This window comes from Metabacillus bambusae (genome assembly GCF_017497975.1).
In the GTDB taxonomy this organism is placed as follows: Bacteria; Bacillota; Bacilli; order Bacillales; family Bacillaceae; genus Metabacillus; species Metabacillus bambusae.
In genome coordinates this window covers 114,709-141,199 of the sequence record NZ_JAGDEL010000004.1, presented here as the reverse complement: position 1 = coordinate 141,199, position 26,491 = coordinate 114,709, and the positions used below count along the sequence as shown (strand labels likewise).

Here is a 26,491-nt window from a genome sequence, read left to right as displayed (position 1 = left end):
ACTTTATTATACTGCTATCTATTGATGTGTATAAAATAAGTTAATCCTATGGAATACCATAGGATTTTTCTATACCTTAAGGATGATATAAATAGGCAGGGAAGGAAAGAGACGTTCGATTAAGGCTCATCAAAATAATTTGTGATAAAATCAACAAATTCCTTAACCATAGAAAGAGATAGAAATTCCTTACGATACAGGATCCATGTAGTCCATTTAATATACTCGCCTTTATCATTAGTTAGGTTAATTCTAAATAGTTTGTCGTGATCTTCAAGAATAATACTTGGGACAATGGAATAGCCTAAGTCATTTGAAGCCATCCTTTTGGCTATTTCCATATTATCTACATTCATTGTAACTAATGGGGGAGTGGAAAAGTTGTCTTTCCACCAATTGTCTATCACCATATTCAATGCTGGATCAGTGTTGTAGCAAATCCTTCTCATTGTAGGTAGATCTTTTATATCGATTTCTTTGTTAGATATGACACAGATATTTTCCTCTGTAATGATTTTTTTTTCATATGGCCAATGATGATTACCTCTTACGATTCCAATATGTGAATCCTGTTTATAGATTGATTGAATTAGATCTAAATTTAGCCCTGTATTTATATTGAAATCTACCTTAGGATGCTGCTCACTAAATAATCTTAAAATTTTTGGTAACTGATAAAGAGCAATGGCTCTGGCAACACTAAGTCTAAGTGTTCCTCTGACATTATCACCTAAATTCCAAAGTTCCTCTTCCATGTCTCTTAATTGCGTTAACATTTTATCAGCATATTTTACGAGGAATTCTCCTTGTTGGGTAAATTCAACACCTCTTCTTCCTCTATAGAGAAGTTTAATATCATATTCTTTTTCAATTTGCTGTAGTCGGTATGTAAGAGTAGGTTGTGACATAAAAAGACGATCAGCTGCTTTAGTAATATTCTTTTCTTCTTGTACTGTTTGGAGGATTATCCAGTCCTTCTTTTCCATGGTTAATTTCCTTTCGATAGAAAAATTTAATGGTATTACATCAAAAATCAATATTTTATTAATTCCTAAAATTATAATACATTATAAGCATAGTTCAATTCCATCTCAAATTGAACTCAAGTGGTCTTTATTATTCCATTACTAGTTAAGAAAGGATGTTTATAAATGAAAAGTTATAAGCTAGGTGTATTATCAGGGGACGGAATCGGTCCTGAAATTGTAAGCGCTACAGTAAGTGTTTTCAAAGCTGCTGCTGAAAAATTAGATGTTAACTTTGATTGGACAGATTTACCAATGGGTTGGGAAGCAATTGATAAGTACAATGATCCTACTCCACAAGTAACAAAAGAAGCTCTTCAACATTGTGATGGGTGGATTATGGGACCACATGATTCTGCCGCTTATCCAGAAGAACATAAAGCAAAACGTAACCCAAGTGGTGAGCTTCGTCATACATTAGACCTTTATGCAAATGTTCGTCCTGCTAAAACAATGCCAGGTACAAAGAGTGTTGTTGGAGAAGCAGATTTAGTCATCTATCGTGAGAACACTGAAGGTTTCTATACGGACCGCAATATGTACGTGGGTACAGGTGAGTGGCAGATTACTGAAGATGTTGTTGTTTCTACAGGAGTATTTACACGAAAAGCTGTAGAAAGAATTGCACATGCAGCCTTCAAAATGGCAATGCAACGTCGCAAAAAAGTAACAATTGTTCACAAAGCAAATGTAATAAAACTCGGAACTGGACTTTTCAAAAATGTATGTCTAGAAGTAGCACAACAATATCCAGAAGTTACGGTTGATGATTATCATATCGATGCAATGACAGCTCACTTAGTTCGTCGTGCCCGAGACTTTGATGTAATCGTGACAGAAAATATGTTTGGAGATATCTTATCAGATTTAGCTGGTGAGTTGGTTGGAAGCTTAGGATTAGCTCCATCTATCAATACGAATGAAAACCAAGCAATGGCACAAGCTGCCCATGGATCTGCTCCTGATATTGCTGGTAAAAATATTGCCAACCCAATTGGTATTATGTTATCAACAGTCATGTTAATGGATTGGTTAAGCGAGAGACACAATGACCAAAAACTAACAGAACTAGGTAAGCTTGTTGAAAACGGTATCAACAGAACTCTAGAAGATGGTGTGAAAACTGGTGATTTAGGTGGAAGTGCATCAACAACGGAATTCGCAGAAGCTATTGTCGATCGAATTAAGAGTGCAGTATTAAATTAATAAATAGATCCAAGTTCAAATCAATTAAATGTATCCCATTTTCAACGGGCAGTAAGATTCCCACTTCAAGATTCGAGAGAAACAAAGAAGATAAGTGGGGGATAACTGCCCGTAAAGATCCGACGAAGGACAGGACGTCCAAGTCAGGCGCAAGCCACAGGAAGTGGCGTACTAAGCGTGATAAGTTTCGCTAACCATTAGTGGGGGATGAAGAAAACCCCCACTGATGGAAGTCTCACTTTATAGGGATTGAACTTGGATCTATAAAAGAAAAGGGAGTTTTTTATGAATGTGAAAAAAGAACTCATTGAAGCAGGAAAATACTTAAAAACAAATCAACTTGCTTGGGGTACATCAGGAAACATTAGTGCTAAATCGGATGATAATCACATGCTCATCACAGCCTCCGGAACCTACATGGCTGACTTAAAAGAAGATGATTTTGTTACTTGTGAGATTGAGACAGGTAAATATGAAGGAACACGTAAGGCATCAAAGGAAACGCCAATGCATACTGGAATTTATCGCATGAGAAAAGATGTAAAGGCTGTTTTACATTCATCTCCTTTTTATACAACTCTTTTTGCTTGTAGCAATGAACAGATTTATTCAGAGCTTTTTGTTGAGACGATGTATTACTTAGAAAATATCGCTTACGTCGATTATTTTCACCCAGGTACACAAGAGCTCGGGGACGCAGTTACTGAACAAGCAACAAAAGCAAATATTATTATGCTGAAGAACCATGGTGTTGTGGTTTACGATGACTCTATGTCAGAAGCAATTATGAGGTTAGAAACGCTAGAAATGGCTTGCCGAATGATTTTAAAGGCTAAAGAAAGCGGCGTTAAATTAAACCATATTCCTGATCAAGTTGTAACAAGTTTCCTTGAAGATTCCCGTTATAAACCAAGGAAGAAATTAGGGTGAAAACTTCTAAAATTAAGGAGTGGCTTTGAATGAAAAAAATGATTGGACTAATTCACGCAACTCCAAACAGTGTTCTTCCAATGGAAAATGCAGTTCATAAATTTGCTCCTAATGTTAATTACTTAAGCTTTATAGATAAAGAGCTCCTTGATGAAGTTAATAAAGAGGGTAGAGTTACAGGGAAGTTAGTTCGTAGGATAATAAAACTTATTGAAATAGCGGAGGAAGCAGGAGTTGATGGTGTAGCTCTTTCATGCTCTTCTTTTACACCATTTGTCCCACTGATAGAACATTTGTTTGATTTTCCGGTTGTAAGTGTTGATATGGCTATGTTAGAAAAAGCAGTCTCCATTGGTGAAAAGATAGGTGTAATCGCTACTGTTGCTGCTGCCGGCCCTACGACAACTAACTTAATAAAGGAAGTTGCTGAAAAACAACATAAGGAAGTTGAAATATTTACAGAAACAATAATTGAGGCCTCAGTAGCATTGAAGAATGGTAACAGTCCGAAACACGATATGTTAATACAACAAAAAATTCATGAACTGGCTGAAGTTTGTGATGTTATAGTAATTGCTCAGTTGTCAATGGTTAGAGCACTAGATTCTGCAGGAGAGCTCTCGGTCCATATATTATCCAGCGGGGAGACGGCGATTAAGTCTTTATTATCCAAACTTCAACACTAAGAAACTATGCAATAGAAAAGAGTGAGGAATCTTGATTAACCTAATTGGCGTTGTTGCAGACGATACTACAGGTGCAAATGACATAGGAATTATGTTTAGGAAAAATCAATATACCACTAAGGTCGTAACGTTTGAAGATGACTTGAAATTAAATAAAGATTCAGATGTTGTCATTATTGATACTGACAGCAGGCTGGATCCACCAAGTGTCAGTTACAACAGGGTGTATAAAGCTACAAAAGTATTAGAAGAAATGAACTGCTCAATCTATTTTAATAAAACTTGTTCTGTTTTTAGAGGTAACATTGGGGAAGAGTTTGATGCAATGCTTGACGCATTAAACGAAGAATTCTGTGTCATTGTTCTTGCGTTTCCTAAAAACGGAAGGAAAACGGTAGATGCAATTCATACTGTGCACGGTAAACTTCTTGAAGACTCAGAGTTTGCTAATGATCCAGTTCACCCAATGACAGAATCGAATCTTGTATCTATATTATCGAAGCAAACATCAAGAAAAGTAACTTCTGTTGACCTATCAGTTGTCAGAAGTGGAGTGTATTCCTTAAGAAATAAAATAGAAGAGATAAAAAAAGAATATAACTATTGCATCGTGGATGCTGAAACACAGGAAGATCTGTCTGTGATAGCAGAAGCTGTAAAGGGTGTAAAAGTATTAGGCGGAAGTTCAGCAATTGCAGAAGAATTACCAAAATATTTGGATATAGAGCCTGTAGAAAACCCTATACATTCTATAGATGTTATTGATAATCAAGGAGTACTAGTTGTATCAGGTAGTTTAACTCCTCAAACAAGAGCTCAAACAGCTTATTTAATCTCAAATGGGGTTCCTTCCTTAATATTTGATTCGAGAAAAGTCTTTGACCCAGAATTACGAGTGAAAGAAATTAACTTTGTTGCAGAAGAAGCTAAAAGTATCTTAAAGCAAGGGAAAGATGTTTTAGTTCTTGCTGATAATGATTCAAAAACAGTGCAGGAAACGAAAGAAATGGGCTCTAATCAGAAGATTGATCCACTTGTTATTAGTAAGATGGTATCTGCTGCTTTAGCTGAGATAACGGAGCAAATTGTAACGGGTTTAGACTTGAAAAGATTAGTAGTAGCGGGTGGAGATACTTCAGGTACAGTCAGCAGAAAGCTTGGTATTAAAGGAAACTATGTTTTGGAAGAAATTGAAACAGGGGTACCTTCTGGTATGGCGATTGGACGGGATATGTTTATCGTCCTCAAGTCAGGTAGCTTTGGTAAAGAGGATTTCCTTTCTAAAGCAATCCATAATTTAAAAAATCTAAAAACGCGAGAAAATGTGAACTAACTAGATCTGTCCTAATAGACAGTTTTAGTTCAGGAATATTTGAAAGCGAATTCAACTAGGGATAGGAGGTATAAAATTGTTATCAATTCTAGGATTTTTGACAATTGCCGTTTTCACATATTTAGTAATGACAAAGCGATTAATCGCATTCACAGCAATTATTTTTGTACCTATTGTATTTGCTTTAATTGGTGGTTTTGGACCTCAACTTGGCGAAATGATGATGGAAGGTGTTTTACTCACTTCTGATACAGCGGTACTTTTATTATTCGCTATTTTATACTTCGGTATAATGATGGATGCAGGCTTATTTGATCCTGTTAGTAATGCCATTTTGAGAGTAGCAAAGGGAGACCCTGTAAAAATTGCGATGGGGACTGCGGTTCTTGCATTACTTGTTGCTCTTGATGGTGATGGTACTACTACGTACATGATTATCTGTTCAGCGATGCTACCTGTTTACAGACGTTTGGGAATGAATCCACTGATTTTAGCAACTGTATCTATTATGGCATTAGGTATTATTGCTGGTAGTACACCTTGGGGTGGATCAGCTACCAGAGCAATCAGTGTATTAGGTCTGAATGCAAACGAATACTTCATTCCTATGCTGCCGGTTATGGTAGGTGGAGCTGTTGCAACACTTATTATTGCTTATATGCTGGGGCTTCGTGAAAGAAAAAGACTGGGCGTAGAAGTTATTCAGCAATACCAAAATGAGCTTGCTGCTACGGTAGAAGTAGAACAGAAAGCAAATACATGGAAGCTATGGTTTAATTTGTTCTTAACTCTAGCGATAATGTTTGTTCTTATTCTTGATGTAGTAGAACTTTACCTATTATTTATCATTGGATTTGCTATTGCGTTAGTTGTTAACTATCCAAATGTTGAACTGCAGAAGAAAGTTATAAAAGAACATGCACCAAATGCAATTCCAGTAGTTTCATTAGTATTAGGGGCAGGTATCTTTACAGGAATTTTACAAGGAACAAAAATGGTAGATCATATGGCTGGGGACTTAGTTTCCTTTATCCCTTCAGCATTTGGTGATTATTATACAATTATAGTTGCTTTAATTGGTCTTCCTTTAAGTTTCTTAATGTCAAATGATGCATTCTTCTTCGGAGCACTACCAGTTCTTGCTGAGGCAGGTGCTCAGTATGGAATTGAACCAATAGATGTAGCTAGAGCATCTGTTATTGGTCAGACTATTCACCTAATAGGGCCAACATCAGCTCCATTATGGGTGTTAATTGAATTAATAAGATCAGACTTAGGAAAATTACAACGCTATACACTACCGTGGATATTACTCGGTTCAGTTGTGATGATAATAGTTGCAATTGCCACAGGTGCAATGGCACTGTAAATAATTAATAGAACCTCTCGTAAAGGGGAGTAGCGTCAGGTATATCCTGAAACAAAGTCGTCATTACATGGATGATTCCATCGGCTTTGTTGGTATAACATTATGCTTAGCGAGACCTTTGCCTAACTAACAGGCAAAGGTCTCTTTATTTCTGCAAATAGAAAACTGAGTGTTTAAAAACAGGGAGGAATAAGGATGGAAATGGAGTTTTTAACATCACTTCTTATGATTCTTGCTATTGATTTAGTCCTTGCAGGAGATAATGCCATACTAATAGGACTTGCGGCAAGGAATTTACCTGTACATCAACAGAAGAAAGTAATTCTATGGGGATCTATTGGAGCCATTATTATTCGTACAATTGCCACTCTTGCAGTAGTATGGCTTTTGAATATACCAGGAATACATTTAGTTGGGGGTCTCCTCTTAGTCATCATAGCATATAAGTTACTGGTTGAAGAAGAAGGACATGATGATATTAAAGCAGGAGAAAATTTTTGGGCAGCTATTAGAACAGTAATTATTGCAGATGCATTAATGGGGTTAGATAATGTATTAGCTGTAGCAGGTGCTGCTCATGGAAATATTATTCTAGTAATTATAGGACTACTAATATCTGTACCAGTTGTAATGTGGGGAAGTACTTTAATTTTAAAATGGATTGAACGATTTCCGGTCATTATTACTATTGGTTCAGGAATTTTAGCTTGGACAGCGTCAAAAATGATAGTGGGTGAACCTTTTTTAAAAGGATTTTTCCCAAACCATTTAATTAAGTATGGATTTGAAATAGCCATTATAGCAGGAGTTATTATTGCTGGTAAGCTTAAGAGGAATAAAGAGTTAGTAAATAAAGATGAGGAAGATAGTACTAACATTGAAGGAGAGGAATTAAAGAAAGTTGGATCTAACTAGTAAAAAATTTCTTAATTAGAATGGAGACATAAAAAAGAATATTGTATAAATAATAAAATACAGTTTTATCTTATAGAATTCTAAGTAATAAAGAAGGTATAAAAATGATTCAAAAACTAAGTGACAAAGATTTAATGTATGCCTACTCAAAAGCGATAACCCTAAATGATATTGATAAATATTTTGTTTATTTGTTAAAAGAAGAAGTAAAAAGAAGGTATTATTTTGATAAAGGCTTAATATCTTATTCAGTAACATTAAAATCATAGTTAAACTTTAAGGGATATTAAATGAAGCATTATAATTGTGCATAAAAAGACCACATACTTCCAATTGCACAAAAATTGCACAGACTTAATTTATTTTATTGATTTTTATTAACTTATTTAACTAAAACAAGCCAAAAACGTTGATTTACCAATACTTTTTTAACTCAGTTTTATTACATTTAACCATATTAATTCCCCACCCAATTTTGACGAGGCCACTGAAAAAGTCCAACTTTTTTAATACAAAAATTTGTAAAAGAAAAACGAAACCTTAGATTCGATTCTAAGCCACGTTTGTTATATGGGGAGACATATTTGTCCCCATATAAAAGCACTTTTTCGAAAACCAACAATTTTTCAGTGGCCTCAAGGGGTCGGGGGTAAACTTCATGGGGGACTTTGGGATAATTGGAAAATATGGTTATATTTTCTTGTACTATCCACCAACTTTTTCTGTTTATACTTCTGCTCATTGTTATCTATTGATTTATATATGTCTCTAATCCATCTGGATTCAAATTCAATTTTAGGAATAGATATCTTTTCAAGTAGTTTATAGATTGAAAAAGATATATATAGATCGTTTCAAAGCCTTTCCATTAGATCATAGGCTCGCTAGGAGCGTCTTTTTATTGATCTCATCAATTCGGTAAAAAGCAAGATCGTACTGCAATTGATTGACTGCAATTAGTCTAATAAAAACAATCGAATAGTTGAAAAATACACCAACAACTCAAAAACTATAAATTGGGTTGTTTTTTTATTGACATAAAATGTATCCTAATGTTAGGATATATTTACCCTAAACATAGGATAAGTTATTTCGAGATAAATATAATTAGGGTAAAAGGAGAGGTTTTTAATGGGTGTTTTATCAATTATTCTTCAAGTTTTATTAGGAGTAGGATTCCTAATGTTTGGATTTATGAAGTTCGGTTCTAAGCAAATGGTGGATGAATTTGTGCGTTATGGGTATCCAGTAGGTTTTAGGATATTTACAGGTCTGGTGGAAGTTATTACAGCAGTATTCGTTATCTCAGGTATTTGGAATGATAAATTAGCTGCGTGGGGTGGTTTATTTATAGTTGGAACAATGCTTGGGGGAATTTTCACACACATCAAAGTTAAGGATCCTGTAAACAAAATGATCATGCCGATTGTTTTATTAATTCTTGGATTAATTGTATTAATTATAAATTTTGGATCATTACTTTAAGCCTATTAACATAAAGGAGGGATTAAAATGGAAGTTAAAATTATTAAACCAGAGGATCAGGCGTTTGGCCAGTTTGATGGCGGTAAAATAATAGAACAAAAACCCATTGGCTTTTCTGGTGAAGGTTCCTTTATTAATCGTCTTGGTCCATTGTTTTACTGGGCATGGGCAAAATCTGAAGGCGAAGGTGGTATTGGCTTTCATCCTCATCAGGGTTTTGAGATAGTAAGCTACAACATTAAGGGTAGAGGTCGTCACCAAGATACGCTTGGTACGATTAGCGAAGTAGGTGCTGGTGGTGTTCAGGTGATGCAAACCGGCTCAGGTGTGCAACATGCTGAATCTCTTCTTGAGCCGTCGGAAGGGTTTCAAATTTGGTTCGAGCCGCACTTAAGCAAAGCCATAAAGCGAGCACCCACTTACTCAAAATACGTGCATGAAGATTTCCCAATCAATTCAGAAAACAGTGTAATGGTTAAAACGATATTAGGTGAACATTCACCAATCAATCTCGTGACAGATGCCAAAATGTACGAAGTTGAAATTGGAAATGGTGTAACCTATAAGTATGCTCTTTCACCTAATCGGACACTAGCTGGATTAGCTATTCGAGGTAATGGTGGTGTGATGGATGAATTGGAGGTTTCATTTGATAATAAGGATTTCATTATTATTCAGTCAGAGAAAGTTGAAAGCTTTACCATTCAGTCTAAAGGTGAAGAACTTCGGATGCTGCTAATAGAGATTCCAACTGAAGTTGATTATCCTTTATACAGAAAACCAAGATAACCATATTTTTAAAAGGAGGTTCGGTGATGCAAGATCAAAGTGATCTGGATTTGAGATTGTTTCGTGTTTGGATGAAGGCTTCCAAAGCTGTTGTTGAAAATATTCAGAAGGATATTCAAAGTCATAATATTAATAATGAAAATTTTATAACTCTTGAATTGCTTTACAGTAAAGGTCCTCATCCTGTCCAAAAAATTAGTGAGATACTCTCTATTCCTAGTGGAAGTATCACATATGTTGTTGATAAGTTAGAAAAGAAAGGGCTTGTAGAAAGACAACCAAACCCTAATGATAGAAGAGCCTCTAATGTCGTCCTGACAGAAGAAGGAAGAACATTATTTGATGAGATTTTCCCAAAACACGTTGCAACCATTTCTCAAAATTTATCATTTATCTCAAATGATGAAAAAGAACAGCTAATTGATTTATTAAAGAGAATTGGAATGGGTGCACAAAATTTGGAAAAATAAATTTTAAAAAGCTAAATAGGAGGAAAAAACAATGACAAATGAAAAATTGAATGTAGGTATTATTTTAGGTAGCACAAGACAAGGTAGGGTTAGCCCGCAAGTGGGAGAATGGGTAAAAGGAATTGCTGACAAACGTGAAGATGCAAACTATGAAATCGTAGATATTGCTGATTATCAATTGCCTTTTTTAGGAACAACTGATGGGTCTGAACCAGGAATTGCAGCTTGGAACGAAAAACTCAACAGCTTGGATGGATTCGTATTTATCGTTCAGGAATATAATCACAGTATAACAGGAGCCTTAAAAAATGCACTGGATTTAGCTCGTGAAGCCTGGAATAACAAAGCAGCAGGTATCGTAAGTTATGGTTCAACTGGGGGTGCTCGTGCAGCAGAACATTTACGGGGAATCTTAGGTGAATTGATGATTGCAGATGTCCGTGTACACCCAACATTGTCCTTATTTACAGACTTTGAAAACTATACTACATTTAAACCTGCTGAATTACACCTTAATAATGTAAATGCAATGCTTGACCAAGTTGTTGCTTGGAGTGGTGCATTAAAAACCTTAAGAAAATAATCAAATATCATATTGAAGGCCAATTTCTTGATACATAAGGGATTGTCCTTTTTACTAACTTCATATAGGAGGGTTTAACTAAGAAATTATATATTATAGAATAAAGCATAGCCTTGAACAACTAGAAGCTCTATCTCTTTAAGAACGTGGTTTTTTTAATAGGAATACGTTAACAACGTGAATTAAAGATGCTATGCCCAATGGCCGTTTCGACGTGATCCGCAGCATTGTTGCAAGGGAGTGTGTCACACGCCGTGCAAGGTTTTGCAAACCTGTTCGTATGGAAAATGGTTCCTGAAACGAAAGGGAAAACTCTTGAAGAGTTGGAGAGAATTTGGAATAAGGAAAGTGAAGGTAGAAAAGAAGCTATATGAGTTTCATACTTTAACTATTTATTGCAAAATGTAAAAAAGAGCATGATAAAACGGAATCAACTGATAATTGTTTTTATAGTAATACCAGAAGAAAAGCCGATGTTCCTATCATAGGAGCATCGGCTTTTTTCTTAATTATATGATGCTTCGTCAAGAATACATATAAATATCGAATAATTGAATACGATCGACATTTTATTGGCTGCGTTAACCTGTCTTAGATGAAAGAGAGCTAGAGTTTCTAGGGTCAAGCTCATTTTTTTTCAACGTACGTTTCACAAAAAAAGTGAACATTAATAAGGAAAGCATAACTGATACGGCACTAACCGTGAACAATACTTGATAACTCGAGTATTGGGAAACCCAACCTAACATGATCGCACCTAGTCCGATGCCAAGGTCGGCACCAGTAGAAAAAGAAGCATTGGCTACACCTGTACGTTCTGGGCTAACTAGACGGATGGTTGCTGCTTGAAGAGCAGGTTGTGCGGAACCGAAACCAATACCATACATAACGGCTGAAATGATCACTCCGAATAAATTGATTGAGAAGCTCAAAACAATTAAAGAAGAAATGGTAATCACCATGGCTGGTATTATCACAAACGCCTCACCATATCTGTCGGAAAGCATCCCAGCAAGGGGGCGGATTAGGACAAGGGTGGCTGCATAAACCAAAAAGAATGTCCCTGAATTCACCTTAATTGAGTCGGCAAACAGTGGTATAAAGCTAGTAATACCACCATAAGCAACAAACAGCAAAAAGACGGATACCGTAACAGGAAAAACCGATTTTTCGAACAGTTCAATTTTCCTTACATCAGTTTGAGGCGTAAAAGTCGTTTTTGAACCGAACGTTAAGATTAGTGCTAAGGCAGATAGGATAACTGCAATTAGAAATAGAGAATGGTACGATAAATTTTCAGTAACCCATAGTCCGAACATGGGACCGATTGCCATAGCTAACGTCATAGCCATCCCAGACCATCCCATTCCCTCTCCGCGACGGGTTGACGGAATCAAATCTGTAACTGCGGTGATGATGGCGGTCGTGGAAACGGCCCAGGTCATCCCGTGCAGGATTCTTAGTACCATTAAAACCACAATTCCGCCAATCCAATTGTACATGTACATGGCAACAGCAAAAAATATGAGTCCCCAGATGATAAAGGGACGTCTACCAAAACGGTCTAGGAGTCCTCCAACAAATGGTCGAAAAATAACAGAAGACAGCATAAATGCTCCCATTGCTAGACCTATCTGAGATTCACTTCCACCTTTCTCTTTAATAAACAGTGGTAGTGTTGGATATAGCATATAAAATGCAGTGAATAAGAAAAACATCCCTATAACCATAAGGATAAATGACTTCGTCCATAGGCGTTCCAAATCGCTTTCCTCCTAAGGTAATCACTAACTAACTTTTATAGTAAAGACCCAATCCTCTTTTATAAAAATTGTGTTTCACTATAAGTATTCAAAAAATTAATTATGACCTACAATTCGATGCGGTACATATGGCTCTTCTAGGAATGCAATCTCTTCAGGTGAAAGTTTTATTGATAATGCGCCAACAGCATCCTCAAGATGTGATATTTTCGTTGCCCCGATAATTGGAGCTGTTACTGTCTCTTTTTGTAATAACCAAGCAAGTGCAATGTGTGTGCGAGGGACAAAGTGTTTTTCTGCAATAGATGCTACTCGTTCAACTACTAATCGATCGGCATCAGCAGTCGTATCATATTTAGATTTTTGAATTTGATCCGTCTCAGAACGATGAGTTGTTACAGACCAGTCACGTGTTAATCTACCTGATGCAAGAGGGCTATATGGAGTTACACCAATTTTCTCTTCCTTACAAAGAGGTAACATTTCTCTTTCCTCTTCACGGTAGATTAGGTTTAAGTGATTCTGCATAGACACGAACTTCGTCCAACCATTTTTTTCTGCAACATGTAATGCCTTTTGGAACTGCCAAGCGTACATCGCAGAAGCTCCAATGTATCTTGCTTTTCCTGACTTCACTACGTCATGCATTGCTTCCATTGTTTCTTCAATAGGAGTATTGTGGTCCCAACGATGGATGATATAAAGGTCTACATAATCTGTTTCCAATCGTTTAAGGCTATTATCAATTTCACTCATGATTGCCTTTCGAGAAAGACCAGAACCATTTGGCCCTTTATGCATTTGTCCGTGAACTTTAGTTGCAATAACAACTTCATCACGATTCGCAAAATCTTTCAGAGCGCGTCCAAGATATTCCTCACTGGTGCCAAGTGAGTATACATTTGCTGTATCGAAAAAATTAATCCCTAATTCAAGCGCTTTTTTAATTACGGGGCGAGAGTCCTGTTCGTTAAGTACCCATTGGTGAAGCCATTTAGTTGAGTCTCCAAATCCCATACATCCAAGACAAAATCGAGATACATCTAAGCCTGTATTACCAAGTTTCACATACTCCATTTGATTGTTCCCTCTCTTTTGTTTATTTGTCACGTTTTTAGTGGCTACTTTACAAATAATTATGTCACAAATAGTAAAGAAACCCTTATCACATTTCTATCAAGTTTTTGCCTAATCCTATCAACCGCTTTTTACCCAATCAACGAATATAATATATAATGACTGAAGATAAAGAAAAAGGAGAATAGATAATGTCTGAGAAAACCTATAAACAGCAACTTGAACTTGCTAATCTTATAGAACGCTTTATCAAACAGGATGGTGTCCATCCTACATCGGTACCTTCTTTATTTCTCATCCGTGAATCCATTATTAAAGAACCTATTTCTAGAGTTAACAAGCCGTCTTTTTGCATTATACTCCAAGGAGAGAAGGAAGTATTATTGGGAGAGGAACGATTTTTGTACGGTCCTGGTCGTTATACTGTGGCATCCGTTGATTTGCCAGTAACAGGACAAGTGATCAAAGCTTCAAAGGAATCCCCCTATTTAGCTCTTAAACTTGAATTTACATCGACCTATGTTTTAGAAGTAATAAATGAAACAGATATTCAATTTAAACAGGGAAAGAACTCGAAACGGGCTATGTTTGTTAGCGAAGTAGAACCGTTTTTGTTGGATGCAGTACTAAGATTAGCTTGTTTATTAGACAATCCAAAGCACATTCCTGTCCTTGCTCCATTAATAAAAAAAGAAATTATCTATTGGATCCTACAAGGTCCACATGGAGAAGCACTAGAACAAATAGCATTAGAGGGTAGCAATGCGTCTAGAATAAGAGAAGTTATAGACCATATCATAAAAAATTATGAAGAGCCATTTCGAATTGAAGAGCTTACTGAAATAGCAAATATGAGTGTTTCATCTCTACATCGACATTTTAAAGAGGTTACAACTATGAGTCCTATTCAGTTTCAAAAACAACTGAGGTTGCAAGAAGCAAGGCGCTTGTTAATGGTAGATCCAACAAATGTAGCTGATGTTGCATTCAAGGTGGGGTATGAAAGTCAATCGCAATTTAGTCGAGAATATTCCCGAATGTTTGGCTCTTCACCTCGAGTAGATATAAGAAGAATGAGAGAAAACTATGCTTAAAATGAATAGGCGTTATCCAGATAGGATTAATGCCTTTTCTATTGATTATCTTATTTAATTAAAGGGACGGTTTTATTTAAGATCAAGTTAAAAAAGAAGCCGTTTTCCCCACTAATTAGGAAAACGACTTTTCTTCAAATTCATATGGGAATTGTTAGACTAAATAAGTATGGATTATCATCGTTTAACTTTCTTACTAAACTCATCTCTTCTTAAAGATGTTGAATTTATTTCTTATATAGATAGTTGTTTTGTAGGACTATACATATAGGTTCTTAGTAAAATAGTTACCAAACTTAGTATCAATGATAGGATTCCCACCATTACGACGTATTGCGTACCCATTTCTGAAATAAATAACCCGCCAATAGCTGCACCAAATGTTACTCCTAAGTTAGCAGATGTTAGAAATAAACCATTAGCGAAGTCAGGAGCTTCGGGAGCCGAAGACAAAATCCAATATTGATTAATATTTGCCCCTATACCAGCCAATATTCCCCAAATTAAAGTTATGATTGCCATGGGTTAAATTGTCTTGTAAAGAATAAAATAATGTAAACAGCCCCTAAGACTATAGGAAAAGATATTACAGTTTTAATGGCACTATGAGTGAGTAGCTTTCCTGCCACAATGTTCCCAATAATATTTGCCCCACCGTAGATGAATAACAAGAAACTAATAGAATTTGAAGACATATTCGTTACAGTTTTTAGATATTCTGCTAGATAACTATAAACTCCAAATACAGCTGAGTTTAATAAAATGACAGCCACAATGGATAGCCATGTCATTGAATTTTTTAATACGCTTAATTGAGCTCCGTAAGAAAGTCTTTCCTTAACAGGCATCGATGGTACAAATAGTAATGTAACAATGAATACAATTGCATTAACAATAGCAAAGAATGCCATCGCCATTTGTAAAGAGGTTTCACCAGCAATAAAACTTACGATTGGTACACCGACTACCATACCCGCAGATACTCCTATAAATACTTTAGAAACAGCTTTTGGGGCTTCTTCCTTGCTAACCGAGGTAGCAGCTACTGTAAAAGCCAATGAACAATAAATTGGATGAAAAAAGGCTGGAATTACACGAGCAATTAATAGAATGGTAAAGTTAGATGTAAATATGGAGACGGTGTTCCCTAAAACAAAAACACCTAGTACAAGTAACATAACCTTCTTCCGATCTATTCCCGAAAACAATAACGGCATAATTGGACCAGATATGGCAACACCTAGGGCAAAAAGACTCACAAGCAATCCTGCTTGAGATACACTAACATTATAGTGGTCAGCAAGGGAAGGTAATATCCCAATAACCCCCATTTCGGTATTTAAGATGCCGAAAACTCCTATGGTCAATATGAAAATCAATAAATTATTTCGTTTAGCCAAAAAAACAACTCCTATCTTCAATTATGTCTAAATAGGCAGTAAGTTTCACGTTATTATCTGACATGTTTATTGCCTCCTGTATTTATAATTAGCATTATTTACATAAGTAAGTATAAAAGTTATAGTCAACTCTAGTGCAAGGGATAATTTTAGAAAATGAATTCAACCAGAAGTCTTGTTCCTCAAGGGACGAGACTTCTGGCTTTTTTTGTTTTAAATAAGTAAGCGGTAGTAAATGATACAAACAGAAAACCACCTGTAATTCATATACACATTTATGAAATACAGGTGGCTTTCTGTTAATTATTAATCTTTATTTTATCTATCTTATGAATATCTTCCGTTCCGGCATCCAAAGCAGTCTTGTAATATAAGCATTTATGTTCGATAAGTTCCATTGTTTTTTTTAGTTCTTCCATCTGGGCTTCTACAATTGCTTTTCGTTCCATAAACATGTCATTTCTTTGTTGTAACGTGGAATCCCCATCAGAACACCAATCAATGAAATTTTTAATTTCCTTAATAGGCATTCCTGTGGATTTCAGACATTCAATTACTTTTAAAGCACCGATATCGGATTCCTTAAACAATCGTGTTCCGTTGGATGTCCGTTCTACAAAAGGCATAAGTCCCTCCTTGTCGTAGTAACGCAAGGTATATACTGTAAGATTCAATTCCTTTGCAACTTCACTGATAGAATATGTCTTCATCATTTATCCCCTATTCTTAATGGTATAAACCTCGAGTTAACTCTATGATCTGAGGGGATTTTATCACGGCATGTGCTGAATGTCAAAGTCACCTAATAGGGAAAGTAGAAATTGACTCTGTTTAACGGAGATATACTTTCTTTTAAAAAAATGTAGTTAGCTAGGGCTAAATTGATAGATGATATGAAACCTATATAGGCAAAGATCTACAAAAGAAATATAAACTTATCACTTGACCTAGAGTTAACTATAAGGATTAACATTGTTTTGCGAGAGAAAGAAGCAGGGATAGAAATGAATGAAGGGAAATTTTTACCTGAGTTCTTCATTCTTACCCGGTACAAGCTCATTCTCTTGAAAAATATAATTTATGGGAGGCTTTTTAATGATAACTGCTAAAGCACGAGCAGTCGACGGTCCAGACAAACCTTTTCGAGCTGCTGAAATAAAACGACGTGATCTTGATTCGAATGATGTTCTAATTGAAATTAAATATGCAGGCATATGCCATTCTGACATCCATACTGCTCACGGAGAATGGGGTCCCGTGAACTATCCACTCGTACCTGGACACGAGATTGCGGGAATTGTCACGGATATAGGAGCAGAGGTCACAAAGTACAAGGTTGGTGACCGGGTAGGGGTCGGATGTATGGTTGATTCCTGTGGCGAATGTGAGAACTGTCGTAAAGGAGAAGAACAATACTGTCTCAAAGGAAATGTCCCTACCTATGCTGGTGTTGACAAATACGGTGAGCCAACTCAAGGTGGTTATTCTACTCATATCGTCGTAACTGAGGACTTCGTAGTAAGAATTCCTGATAGCATTGAGCTTGATGCCGCAGCACCATTACTTTGCGCAGGTATAACAACATATTCTCCACTTAATCATTGGGAGGCTGGACCAGGTAAAAAAGTAGCTGTTGTTGGTATGGGCGGTCTTGGACATATGGCTGTCAAGATTGCACACGCCATGGGTGCAGAAGTTACCGTTCTGTCTCAATCATTGAAGAAAAAAGAAGATGGTTTGCAATTCGGTGCAGACAACTACTATGCGACAAGCGACCCTGAGACATTTAATAAACTTGCTGGTTCTTTTGACCTGATCATTAATACTGTAAGTGCAAGTATCGACATTAGTGCTTATCTCTCACTGTTAACGCTAGATGGTACGCTAGTAAATGTTGGTGCGCCTGCAGAGCCATTGGCAGTGAATGTGTTCTCTCTCATCGGTCACCGTCGTTCATTTGCAGGTTCAATGATTGGCGGAATCCGTGAGACTCAGGAAATGTTGGATTTCTGTGCAAAACATGACATTGTTCCTAAGATTGAAGTGATTTCGGCCGATCAAATTGACGAAGCATACCAACGAGTATTAGCTTCAGATGTGAAATATCGATTTGTGATTGATATTAGCACAATGTAATTTGTGTAAAAGAAAAGTTTCTAATGGTAATTTCGAGGATATCCAAAAAGCCTATGGGCAATAACGTTGGTGTCATGCCGACTGCTCCACTTGCAAAAAGACACTATATGATTGGTGACAAATGTTAGATATCAATATTATGGGTGTTTTGAAGGGTATTGCGACAGTTTACCTATCATGAAAAAAACAACAACCTGGTCATACTATAAAAAAATAATAAGAAGAGAGGGTTAAAAGAAATGTCAAAGACAGACAACTATATATTTGAGTTAAGTGATAAGGTAACTAGGAAATCAGTTTCATATAATAACAGGTTTGGAATCAAAATTTCAGCAGATCTTTACTTGCCAAAAGACTTTGATGGGTCAAAGAAACACGCAGCCGTTATTATTGGTGCTCCCTATGGTGGTGTTAAAGAGCAGGGGTCGGGTATCTATGCTCAAAACATGGCAGAGCGTGGTTTTGTGGCTCTTGCATTTGACCCATCGTACAACGGATACAGTGGCGGAGAGCCAAGGCCCAAGGCACCTTTCATCGCCTGATCTATTCGTAGAAGATTTCAGTGTAGCCGTTGATTATCTAGGTACGCGTCCATTTGTAGATAGGAATCAAATGGGTGTAATCGGTATGTGTGGTAGCGGTGGTTTTGCGATCAGTGCAGCACAAGTTGATAGACGCATCAAGGCCGTCGCCACAGTTAGCATGTACGATATATCCCGTGTATCAGCCAATGGCTGGAAGGACTCGTTTACTGAAGAAGATCGCAACAGCATACTCGATGCAATTACCGAGCAACGCTACGCGGATTTTGAAGGCAACGCACCTGTTCTTACCCAGCGAGGTGCACCTATTGGGTTTGACGATAATACAGATCCTATCGGTCGCGAGTTTGGCGAGTTCTATTCTACACCTCGTGGGTATCACCCAAACTCAATTACTCAATTTACTGTGACAAGCAGCATGTCATTTATGAACTTCCCTCTGCTTACGCACATTAAATCGATTTCACCGCGGCCGATTATGTTCATTATTGGTGAGCACGCTCACTCACGATACTTTAGTGAAGATGCTTACGAGTTGGCGCAAAAGAGCTGTACATCGTTCCAAATGCAGGACACGTTGATTTGTACGACAAGACGGATTTGATTCCATTCGACAAGTTGGAAGCATTCTTTACCGAGAATTTGAAGTAATAATTGCTCACATGGAGTCTGCATAAGAAGGCCAGCGGCAATTAATATCGAGTTTCTCAATAGTGTTAAACAAGCGTAAAACTACTAATAAAAAATCCCGTCTCTTAAAGTAATGAGACGGGATCTATCTATTTTTATCCACCTTTTCATTGAAAAATCAACGATAATCAATAACGGAATTGATTTTCCGACATACACCAATTCTATTTTAGGAGTTTTTAATACGTCTATAGATATGGCCATCAAAATCCTCAAGATATGAAACATATAAAAACTGAAAGGATCAACATAAGTAGATAAGCAAAATAGAAGCTCAAATAAAAAACAAGACAAAAAAATGAAAAAATTGGAGGTGAAAAACAATATGAAAAAAAGATTAATTCAGATTCTTGCATTGCTTCTAGTCCTTACTCTTACTGCTTGCACCAATAAGAACAATGATACAATGATCAATTCCCAACAGGATCAAGAGGTATCTGAGTCCCAGCAGAAACAGGAATACGCTGAGATTGGTTCTGGGGCTCATCTTGTTGAATTTCCTGAAGACCTTGAAGAGGGAATTGTGTTTGCCACTTACGATCGAGGAGATATTCATGAAGACATCTATGTAAATAGTAAGGAAGCGATTGAAGCAGTGCAGAACGGAGAAGAGCTTCCGAGCGGCACCGTTATTACTCTCGTAGGATATAAGGATGGAGAGCTTGATCAATATTTAGTGATGGAAAAGCGTACAGGATGGGGTTCACAATACTCGCCGGAAGAACGTAATGGGGAATGTGAATTCCAGGCATTTACTCCTGACAGAGAAGTGAGGGGAGATAATATTGGTCGCTGCTTTACCTGCCATGCAAATCAGGAAAGGGATGATTATATGAATTCGATGGATCAGATAAAAGAATTTGATTTGGGAGAAATTTCAGGAATAAACAGTAGTACAGAAACCCCATTTGCTTCTATTCATACAGAAAACTGGAAGGTAAGTGAGATATCTGCTCATATGAAAGATTCTAAGGATGTCAATAAAGAAGCAAGTAGATTAATAGGTAATGAGGAAAAAGCGGGAATAGTCCAGGAGGTTCTTTTGACGATGTATTTACAGCAATATAAAAGCTAATGAATGTGTTGCCATTAAACGATAGTTGAATATTCACTATGGAAAAAAATCCAACGAAAAATGAAACAGAAAGAGGTGATTGCATTGAATCGAAAGATGTTATTCAAGCTGGTAAATGACCTTGTTATGACAGTTCTCATGTTAATAGCAATGGCTTACTATATTACCGGAAATATGATCCATGAAGTCGTTGGAATTGTTGTTCTTTTGTTATTTATCGTCCATAACTTTTTAAATCGACGGTGGTATAAAGCGATTTTTAAGGGAAAGTTTAATGTACGGCGCATTCTACAAATCGGACTCAATCTGCTTTTTTTAGTAGCAATGGTTCTGATGATGATATGTGGAATACTTATATCTAGTGATATTTTTCCCTTTATCCCATTAAATAACGACATGACGCTACGGCAATTACATGTTCAGTCTGCCTATTGGGGATTTATCATTATGGCAGTACATATAGGATTATCATGGGGAATGATTATCAATTCAGTACGGAGGATGACGGGAATTACCGGTACTAGCCCTATTCGCACCATTGCGTTGCGTATTTTGGCGGTATTAATTGTAGCCTACGGGGTTCATTCTTTCTTCGAGGGAGAAATGGGGTCTAAGCTATTCATTTATAACCCATTTGGTTGGTTCGATAATGATTCCATTATAGGTTTTTTAATTGACCATCTAGCTATCATGGGAATCTATATTACTGGGACACATTATGCTTTGAAATTTATTCAGAAGCAAGACCAAAGAGTGGTTTTAAAAAACTGAAATAGGTTTAAAGTGAGGGATAAACTTTTGGAAAGGGAACAGCTAGTCCAATAACAGACTGAAAACAGTGATTTTACAGCTGCTATTGAGTGCAGTTTAATCAATAGAACGGAAAAGTCTAAAAATATTAATTGCCTTACCCCAGAATATCAGTAGGAGAGAAAAGGAGAGTTTAAATGGTACATGAAAGACAAGTTGCTCTTGTAACCGGCGGTAATCGAGGAATTGGATTTGAGTTGGTCAAACAATTGGCTTTTGAAGGTTTTAAAGTGGTTCTGGCAAGTCGGGATCAAGAAAAAGGAAATAGAGCAGTAAAAAAACTAAAAGAGTTAGATCTAGATGTATTATTTGTAATGATGGATATCAATGATCAAGAAAGCATCAAACATGCTGCTCTTAATATCAATGATAGATTTGGAAAATTAGATGTATTGATTAATAATGCTGGAGTTTATTTAGATGAAAATAAAGAGTTATTAAATATGGACCCTGCTATTCTAGAGAATTCGATGGCAACTAATTTCTTTGGGGCTTATTATGTTATCCGTTCCTTTATTCCGCTTATGGAAAAACAAAATTATGGGAGAATTATTAATGTATCCTCAGAATACGGGGAGATGGGAGAAATGTCTTATCAAGGAAAAGGAGCTTATAAGTTGTCTAAACTTGCCCTAAATGGACTGACACAATTGATTGCAGCAGATCTAAATGGTGATATCAAAATAAACGCGGTCGATCCAGGATGGGTAAGTACAGATATGGGTGGACCATCTGCTCCAAGAACCTCAGAACAAGCAGCAGAATCTATCATTTGGTTAACGGATATTGGACCTAATGGACCTAATGGCAGATTTTTTAGATATGGAAGACAAATAGAATGGTAACATTGTTGTAACATTTCAAGAAGGAAGATAAACTTGATTTATCTTTTAATTGTCTAGGAAATTCTAAAATTCTTGTACTGTTGATAAGCGCTTAGCATCCAGCTCCAGCGCCTAGCCCCTCTTGGGTCTACAGCCACTTAAGAATTGAAGGTAAAGAACACCTTCTATTCTTAAGCATCTTATTTGCCCGAGGCTGATCAAGGCGCTTGCGCTTTTGTTCTTTTAAAGGTTCTTTTTTAACTCACGAACCTTTTTTGAAGAACTCATAATACTAGTTTCTCATTAATATAAAGGTTTTTTCCTAGAAAGGAGAAAGTTAACCATGAAAAACTTGGGAAAAATTGATGGAAGAACTAAATTAGTAGGATTACTTGCAACACCAATTGGACACAGCTTATCACCAAGAATGCACAATTTGGGCTACACATTAAAAGGATTAAATTACTCTTATCTCGCCTTTGAGGTAGGGAACATGACGTTAGAAAAAGCGGTAGAAGGGATGAGAGCTCTTAATGTGGCTGGCTTCAACGTATCAATGCCAAACAAAATAGAAGTTATTAAATATTTGGATGAACTAGATGATAGTGCTAAATATACAGGTGCAGTTAATACCGTTGTAAATAAAAATGGTAAATTAATTGGTTATAATACAGATGGAAAAGGATTTGTGAAAAACCTTAAAGCACATGGAGTAGATTTGATAGGAAAAAAAGTCACACTAGTTGGTTCAGGTGGTGCTGCGACACCAATTACTATTGAATTGGCACAGTCTGGTATTAACGAGATTAGTATTTTTGCCCGTAACGATCAATTCTTCCACCAAGCTGAAGCCAATGTGAATAAAATCAATAGTGAAATGAAAGTCTTTGGTGTTAAAGCTAATATATTTCCACTAGAAGATAAAGAGGCTTTCCGACGTGAAGTTGCTGAAAGTGCAATACTTTCGAACGGTACAAGCTTAGGGATGAAGCCTTTAGATCATCTAAGTATTGTTGACGATACTTTAGATGTATTACGAGAAGGATTAGTTGTAACTGATGTTGTGTATAATCCTCCAAAATCTAAATTATTGCAGCAGGCAGAAGAAGCAGAAGCAACGGTTATAAACGGTCTTGGAATGATGTTGTGGCAGGGGGCATTAGGATTTAAGCTCTTTACTGGAGAAGAAATGCCTCTTGAAGATATTAGAAAAATAATGTTTGACTAAAGTTTTCACTAGTACTCTTTGTCGAAAATAGCAAGTGCTTATTTAAAGCAATTATAGAAGGTCATAATGCAATGCTTGATAAAGGGGATCATCGCTGAAGGTATTGAAAAAGTGAAAGCGTCCGCATACACTTAGTTGAATTAACAGTCGCTATCTAAATTTTTATAAGACTTTCAATTAAAAGGCGCATTTCTAGAGCGAAAAAATGTGCTCTTCTTTATGAATAGGGCTATATTTAGTTTACTCCGCATACTGTATTATAACGTGTTAAAACTTCAGAACAAAAATATTAATGGAAGAAAATTGCAAAATTTAAAGGGAACGTTTATAATTGGAATTCCGACAAGACAGAACTGAATATGTTTACTTTTAACATCTAAGAAATACTTATTAATACCATGGATAGGGTTCGGCTGCCTTCTTCATGGTTTTTTGTACTTTTGCCTTTAGAAGAATACTCAGTTAAAGCGGAGGGTGAAAAATTTGGGACAAAAGCAGCATCCTGATTTTTACGAAGAAATTGAGCGGCTAAGGTTTACTAAAAAGTATATGGAAATGTTAATTCAAGCAAGGGAGCTTGATGAAGAATCCTTTAAGAAAAGTGCAAAGGAATCCTTGGAGGGAATTGACTTAAAGGATAGTAGCTTAAGGTACTTAAACATGCTAACAAATTCAAGTATGCTTCAACGAACAGAAGAAGAAATACGTAGGCTAAAAAAAATCTATCATAAGCCATATTTCGCTCGAATTAATTATAAGGCGAATGATAAAAGTGATGAAGAGATTTTATACTTTGGTAAGGCGTCTCTATTTGATCGTGAAACCCAAGATCCTATTATTGTTGATTGGCGTTCTCCTATTGCAAATCTCTATTATGATGGACGGCTCGGTGACGTAGCATACGAAGCTGAAGGGGAATTATATGAAGGGAATCTATCATTAAAGAGACAATACATAATTGAAGAAGGAGAGCTTAAAGCCATTCGAGATGTCGATTTAACAACCACAGATGAACTGCTTCAAGAATCTCTTTCAGCTAGCTCAAGTAATCGGTTAACAGATATTGTTTCTACAATACAGGAAGAGCAAAATAGAATCATTCGAGCGGATTTAAATAAACCTATTATTGTTCAAGGTGCAGCTGGAAGCGGAAAAACAACGATTGCTCTTCACCGAATCTCTTATTTTATTTATACATATGCCGAATATTTCAAACCAGAGCAGCTCATGATTCTTGCCCCAAACAATTTGTTTATTGATTATATATCAGAGGTTCTACCCGAACTGGGGGTAGACCGCATCTTACAGATGACGTTTAGTGATTATGTCACAAGCTGTATCTCGAAAAAAATAAAGCTAACATCCCCATCTGAAAAACTTGGAAAATTTATTGATCGAACCTATGAAAATCCTGAAATGATACGATGGATTTCTAGATTTAAGGGTTCATTAGAAATGAAAATCATCATTGACCGATATTTAGAAGATATATTGGAATCTATTATACCTAAAAAGGACTTTTATTTATCAAAATTTAAGCTTTATAGTGCTGATAAAGTAAAACATCTCATGCAAAAGGAATACACGTACCTACCATATTATCGACGTTTGGAAAAGGTAAAAGAGGTTTTGCAAAACTATGTGCGTACAGAAAAGAAAGTACTACTGAAAAAAGTAGAAGGGTTTTACGATGAAAAAATAGAAAAGGCTCTATTTAGTACGAGGCTAGATCCTGACAAAAGAAAAAGCTATGTTACGAAGGCAATGGACAAAAAAGCTGAACTTATGGATGACATTCTCAAGCAGTCCCGAGTAGGGGTTCAAGCATACATTAGACAGATTGAGAAGCATGATCTTATTTATTATTTCGATGAACTATTTACGGATAAAGACCAACTAGTAAAATATTCCAAAGATTTATTAGATGACGATCAAATTGACTTATTTTGTGACTATCAAGTAAACCTTAGAAAAAAACGACAATTTGAAATAGAAGACCTTGCGAGTCTATTATACTTACAGTATCATCTCTTTGGTATAAAAAAAGAGCTTCGCGCTCGTAATGTAGTCATTGATGAAGCCCAAGACTACAGCTATTTTCAACTATATGCACTTAAGAGTGCTTTGGAAACAGACATGTTTACAATCGTAGGAGATCTAGCTCAAGGTATTCACTCGTATCGAGGGTTAAACGACTGGAGCCTAGTAAAGGAAGATATTTTTCCAAGAGCTACTTATACGACTTTACAAAAAAGCTACAGAACAACGGTAGAGATTATGCAGGCAGCTAATGATATTCTTTCATTATTGCCATTAGATCTTCCGAAAGTAGAGCCAGTCGTTCGGCATGGCCAAAAACCCGTTTTTCATTATTGGAATGATGAATTGGAAGCAGTTGAAAAGATTAAAGCTGAAGTTCAGCGTTTTTATAATGAGGGAATGAAAACCATCGCGGTTATTGGGAAGACAGAGAGAGAATGTGTGAAAATAGAAAAATTGTTTAGGAAACACGCTAGCGGGGAGTTACGAACCCAGTTACTTCGTGAAAATGAAGAAATCAACCAAGAAGACTTAATCATTGTTCATTCACAGCTAGCCAAAGGATTGGAGTTTGATGTTGTCCTACTTTTTGCTCTAGACGAAGTGTTTGAGCTTAGTGAAATTGAATTGAAATTACTGTATGTGTCAATGACCAGACCATTGCACCGACTTATGTTTTTCGGAAAAAGCCCTTCTGTGTTTTTGTTAGAGCATATACATGATGATTTAGTAACGATTTTGTAGGTAATAGAAATTTACAGCCTGAGTTCTTAAACTTTAGAACTCAGGCTGTATTATTTTTTTACTTGGTGGAGTGATGCTGCTTTCTCCTTTTATACTTTTATAGATGAAAAAGATAATGATTTTTTATTAACTCAACTTTCTCATCAATAAAATAGGTACTAATGGTTGACTGTATTGAACTTTGAGTCTATCTACTGAGTTACTTGACAAGCTTTTATAAAAAATGAAAAACACCTCGTTCATAGGTATAGTGTGATTGTCTAGAAAACACTACTAA

The 26,491-nt window shown here is 36.3% G+C and carries 24 protein-coding genes, 1 pseudogene and 1 riboswitch; of the genes and pseudogenes, 20 read left to right on the top strand and 5 right to left on the bottom strand.

Going from position 1 to position 26,491, the window contains the following annotated elements; all coding sequences use genetic code 11:
- Positions 1-119: 119 nt before the first annotated feature.
- A complete protein-coding gene (locus I7822_RS07430) occupies positions 120-986 on the bottom strand; it encodes a LysR family transcriptional regulator (protein ID WP_207976547.1) in 867 nt (288 codons plus the stop codon).
- A 165-nt stretch (positions 987-1,151) separates the two neighbouring features.
- On the opposite strand from I7822_RS07430, the gene I7822_RS07425 reads away from it, so the two are divergent.
- The 11 genes from I7822_RS07425 (at position 1,152) to I7822_RS07375 (ending at position 10,791) form a co-directional block, all read left to right on the top strand.
- Positions 1,152-2,231, top strand: a complete 1,080-nt coding sequence (locus I7822_RS07425; RefSeq protein ID WP_207976545.1) for an isocitrate/isopropylmalate dehydrogenase family protein — start codon at positions 1,152-1,154, stop codon at positions 2,229-2,231.
- Between the two features lie 285 nt (positions 2,232-2,516).
- Positions 2,517-3,161, top strand: a complete 645-nt coding sequence (locus tag I7822_RS07420; protein ID WP_207976543.1) for a class II aldolase/adducin family protein — start codon at positions 2,517-2,519, stop codon at positions 3,159-3,161.
- Positions 3,162-3,190: 29 nt separating this feature from the next.
- Complete coding sequence (locus I7822_RS07415; protein ID WP_207976541.1) at positions 3,191-3,847, top strand: aspartate/glutamate racemase family protein; 657 nt, start codon at positions 3,191-3,193, stop codon at positions 3,845-3,847.
- A gap of 31 nt (positions 3,848-3,878) precedes the next feature.
- Positions 3,879-5,180 carry a four-carbon acid sugar kinase family protein gene (locus tag I7822_RS07410; protein WP_207976539.1) on the top strand — a complete coding sequence of 434 codons (1,302 nt, stop codon included), beginning with the start codon at positions 3,879-3,881 and terminating at the stop codon, positions 5,178-5,180.
- Between the two features lie 76 nt (positions 5,181-5,256).
- Positions 5,257-6,549, top strand: a complete 1,293-nt coding sequence (locus I7822_RS07405; protein WP_207976537.1) for a CitMHS family transporter — start codon at positions 5,257-5,259, stop codon at positions 6,547-6,549.
- Positions 6,550-6,561: 12 nt separating this feature from the next.
- A riboswitch (yybP-ykoY riboswitch) is annotated at positions 6,562-6,657 on the top strand.
- Positions 6,658-6,744: 87 nt separating this feature from the next.
- Positions 6,745-7,464, top strand: coding sequence for a TerC family protein (locus I7822_RS07400; RefSeq protein WP_207976536.1), 720 nt, complete (start codon positions 6,745-6,747; stop codon positions 7,462-7,464).
- 104 nt (positions 7,465-7,568) lie between these two features.
- The gene (gene sda, locus I7822_RS07395; protein WP_207976534.1) at positions 7,569-7,733 is read left to right on the top strand and encodes a sporulation histidine kinase inhibitor Sda; all 165 of its coding nucleotides are present in this window, start codon (positions 7,569-7,571) and stop codon (positions 7,731-7,733) included.
- Positions 7,734-8,595: 862 nt separating this feature from the next.
- Positions 8,596-8,949 (top strand): DoxX family protein, encoded by a 354-nt coding sequence (locus tag I7822_RS07390; protein ID WP_207976533.1) that lies wholly within the window; start codon positions 8,596-8,598, stop codon positions 8,947-8,949.
- Positions 8,950-8,976: 27 nt separating this feature from the next.
- The gene (locus tag I7822_RS07385) at positions 8,977-9,738 is read left to right on the top strand and encodes a pirin family protein (protein WP_207976531.1); all 762 of its coding nucleotides are present in this window, start codon (positions 8,977-8,979) and stop codon (positions 9,736-9,738) included.
- Between the two features lie 23 nt (positions 9,739-9,761).
- Positions 9,762-10,208 carry a MarR family winged helix-turn-helix transcriptional regulator gene (locus tag I7822_RS07380; protein WP_207976529.1) on the top strand — a complete coding sequence of 149 codons (447 nt, stop codon included), beginning with the start codon at positions 9,762-9,764 and terminating at the stop codon, positions 10,206-10,208.
- A gap of 31 nt (positions 10,209-10,239) precedes the next feature.
- Positions 10,240-10,791, top strand: coding sequence for an NADPH-dependent FMN reductase (locus tag I7822_RS07375; RefSeq protein ID WP_207976527.1), 552 nt, complete (start codon positions 10,240-10,242; stop codon positions 10,789-10,791).
- A 581-nt stretch (positions 10,792-11,372) separates the two neighbouring features.
- On the opposite strand, the gene I7822_RS07370 is transcribed toward I7822_RS07375, so the two are convergent.
- Positions 11,373-12,554 (bottom strand): MFS transporter, encoded by a 1,182-nt coding sequence (locus I7822_RS07370; protein ID WP_207976525.1) that lies wholly within the window; start codon positions 12,552-12,554, stop codon positions 11,373-11,375.
- A gap of 96 nt (positions 12,555-12,650) precedes the next feature.
- Positions 12,651-13,631: an aldo/keto reductase gene (locus I7822_RS07365; protein WP_207976523.1), complete on the bottom strand. Its 981-nt coding sequence runs from the start codon at positions 13,629-13,631 to the stop codon at positions 12,651-12,653.
- A 191-nt stretch (positions 13,632-13,822) separates the two neighbouring features.
- Between I7822_RS07365 and I7822_RS07360 the strand changes: the two genes are divergently transcribed.
- The gene (locus tag I7822_RS07360) at positions 13,823-14,725 is read left to right on the top strand and encodes an AraC family transcriptional regulator (RefSeq protein WP_207976521.1); all 903 of its coding nucleotides are present in this window, start codon (positions 13,823-13,825) and stop codon (positions 14,723-14,725) included.
- 234 nt (positions 14,726-14,959) lie between these two features.
- On the opposite strand, the pseudogene I7822_RS07355 reads toward I7822_RS07360, so the two are convergent.
- A pseudogene (locus tag I7822_RS07355) lies at positions 14,960-16,125 on the bottom strand (MFS transporter).
- Between the two features lie 299 nt (positions 16,126-16,424).
- Positions 16,425-16,835, bottom strand: coding sequence for a MerR family transcriptional regulator (locus I7822_RS07350; RefSeq protein WP_207976950.1), 411 nt, complete (start codon positions 16,833-16,835; stop codon positions 16,425-16,427).
- Positions 16,836-17,220: 385 nt separating this feature from the next.
- On the opposite strand from I7822_RS07350, the gene I7822_RS07345 reads away from it, so the two are divergent.
- From I7822_RS07345 to helD, 8 genes are all read left to right on the top strand, one after another.
- Complete coding sequence (locus tag I7822_RS07345) at positions 17,221-18,261, top strand: NAD(P)-dependent alcohol dehydrogenase (protein ID WP_207976519.1); 1,041 nt, start codon at positions 17,221-17,223, stop codon at positions 18,259-18,261.
- Positions 18,262-18,500: 239 nt separating this feature from the next.
- Positions 18,501-18,803, top strand: a complete 303-nt coding sequence (locus I7822_RS29840) for an alpha/beta hydrolase (RefSeq protein WP_243459340.1) — start codon at positions 18,501-18,503, stop codon at positions 18,801-18,803.
- On the top strand, positions 18,697-19,407 hold the full coding sequence (locus I7822_RS07340) for an alpha/beta hydrolase (RefSeq protein WP_243459339.1): 711 nt from the start codon (positions 18,697-18,699) through the stop codon (positions 19,405-19,407). The genes I7822_RS29840 and I7822_RS07340 overlap by 107 nt, the downstream gene beginning before the upstream one ends.
- Before the next feature lie 411 nt (positions 19,408-19,818).
- Positions 19,819-20,568 (top strand): cytochrome P460 family protein, encoded by a 750-nt coding sequence (locus I7822_RS07335; protein ID WP_207976518.1) that lies wholly within the window; start codon positions 19,819-19,821, stop codon positions 20,566-20,568.
- Positions 20,569-20,652: 84 nt separating this feature from the next.
- Positions 20,653-21,339: a DUF4405 domain-containing protein gene (locus I7822_RS07330; RefSeq protein WP_207976517.1), complete on the top strand. Its 687-nt coding sequence runs from the start codon at positions 20,653-20,655 to the stop codon at positions 21,337-21,339.
- A 176-nt stretch (positions 21,340-21,515) separates the two neighbouring features.
- Positions 21,516-22,223: an SDR family NAD(P)-dependent oxidoreductase gene (locus I7822_RS07325; RefSeq protein ID WP_207976515.1), complete on the top strand. Its 708-nt coding sequence runs from the start codon at positions 21,516-21,518 to the stop codon at positions 22,221-22,223.
- A gap of 322 nt (positions 22,224-22,545) precedes the next feature.
- Positions 22,546-23,430: a quinate/shikimate dehydrogenase gene (locus tag I7822_RS07320; protein WP_207976513.1), complete on the top strand. Its 885-nt coding sequence runs from the start codon at positions 22,546-22,548 to the stop codon at positions 23,428-23,430.
- A 483-nt stretch (positions 23,431-23,913) separates the two neighbouring features.
- Positions 23,914-26,214, top strand: a complete 2,301-nt coding sequence (helD, locus tag I7822_RS07315; RefSeq protein ID WP_243459338.1) for an RNA polymerase recycling motor HelD — start codon at positions 23,914-23,916, stop codon at positions 26,212-26,214.
- Positions 26,215-26,491: the final 277 nt, after the last annotated feature.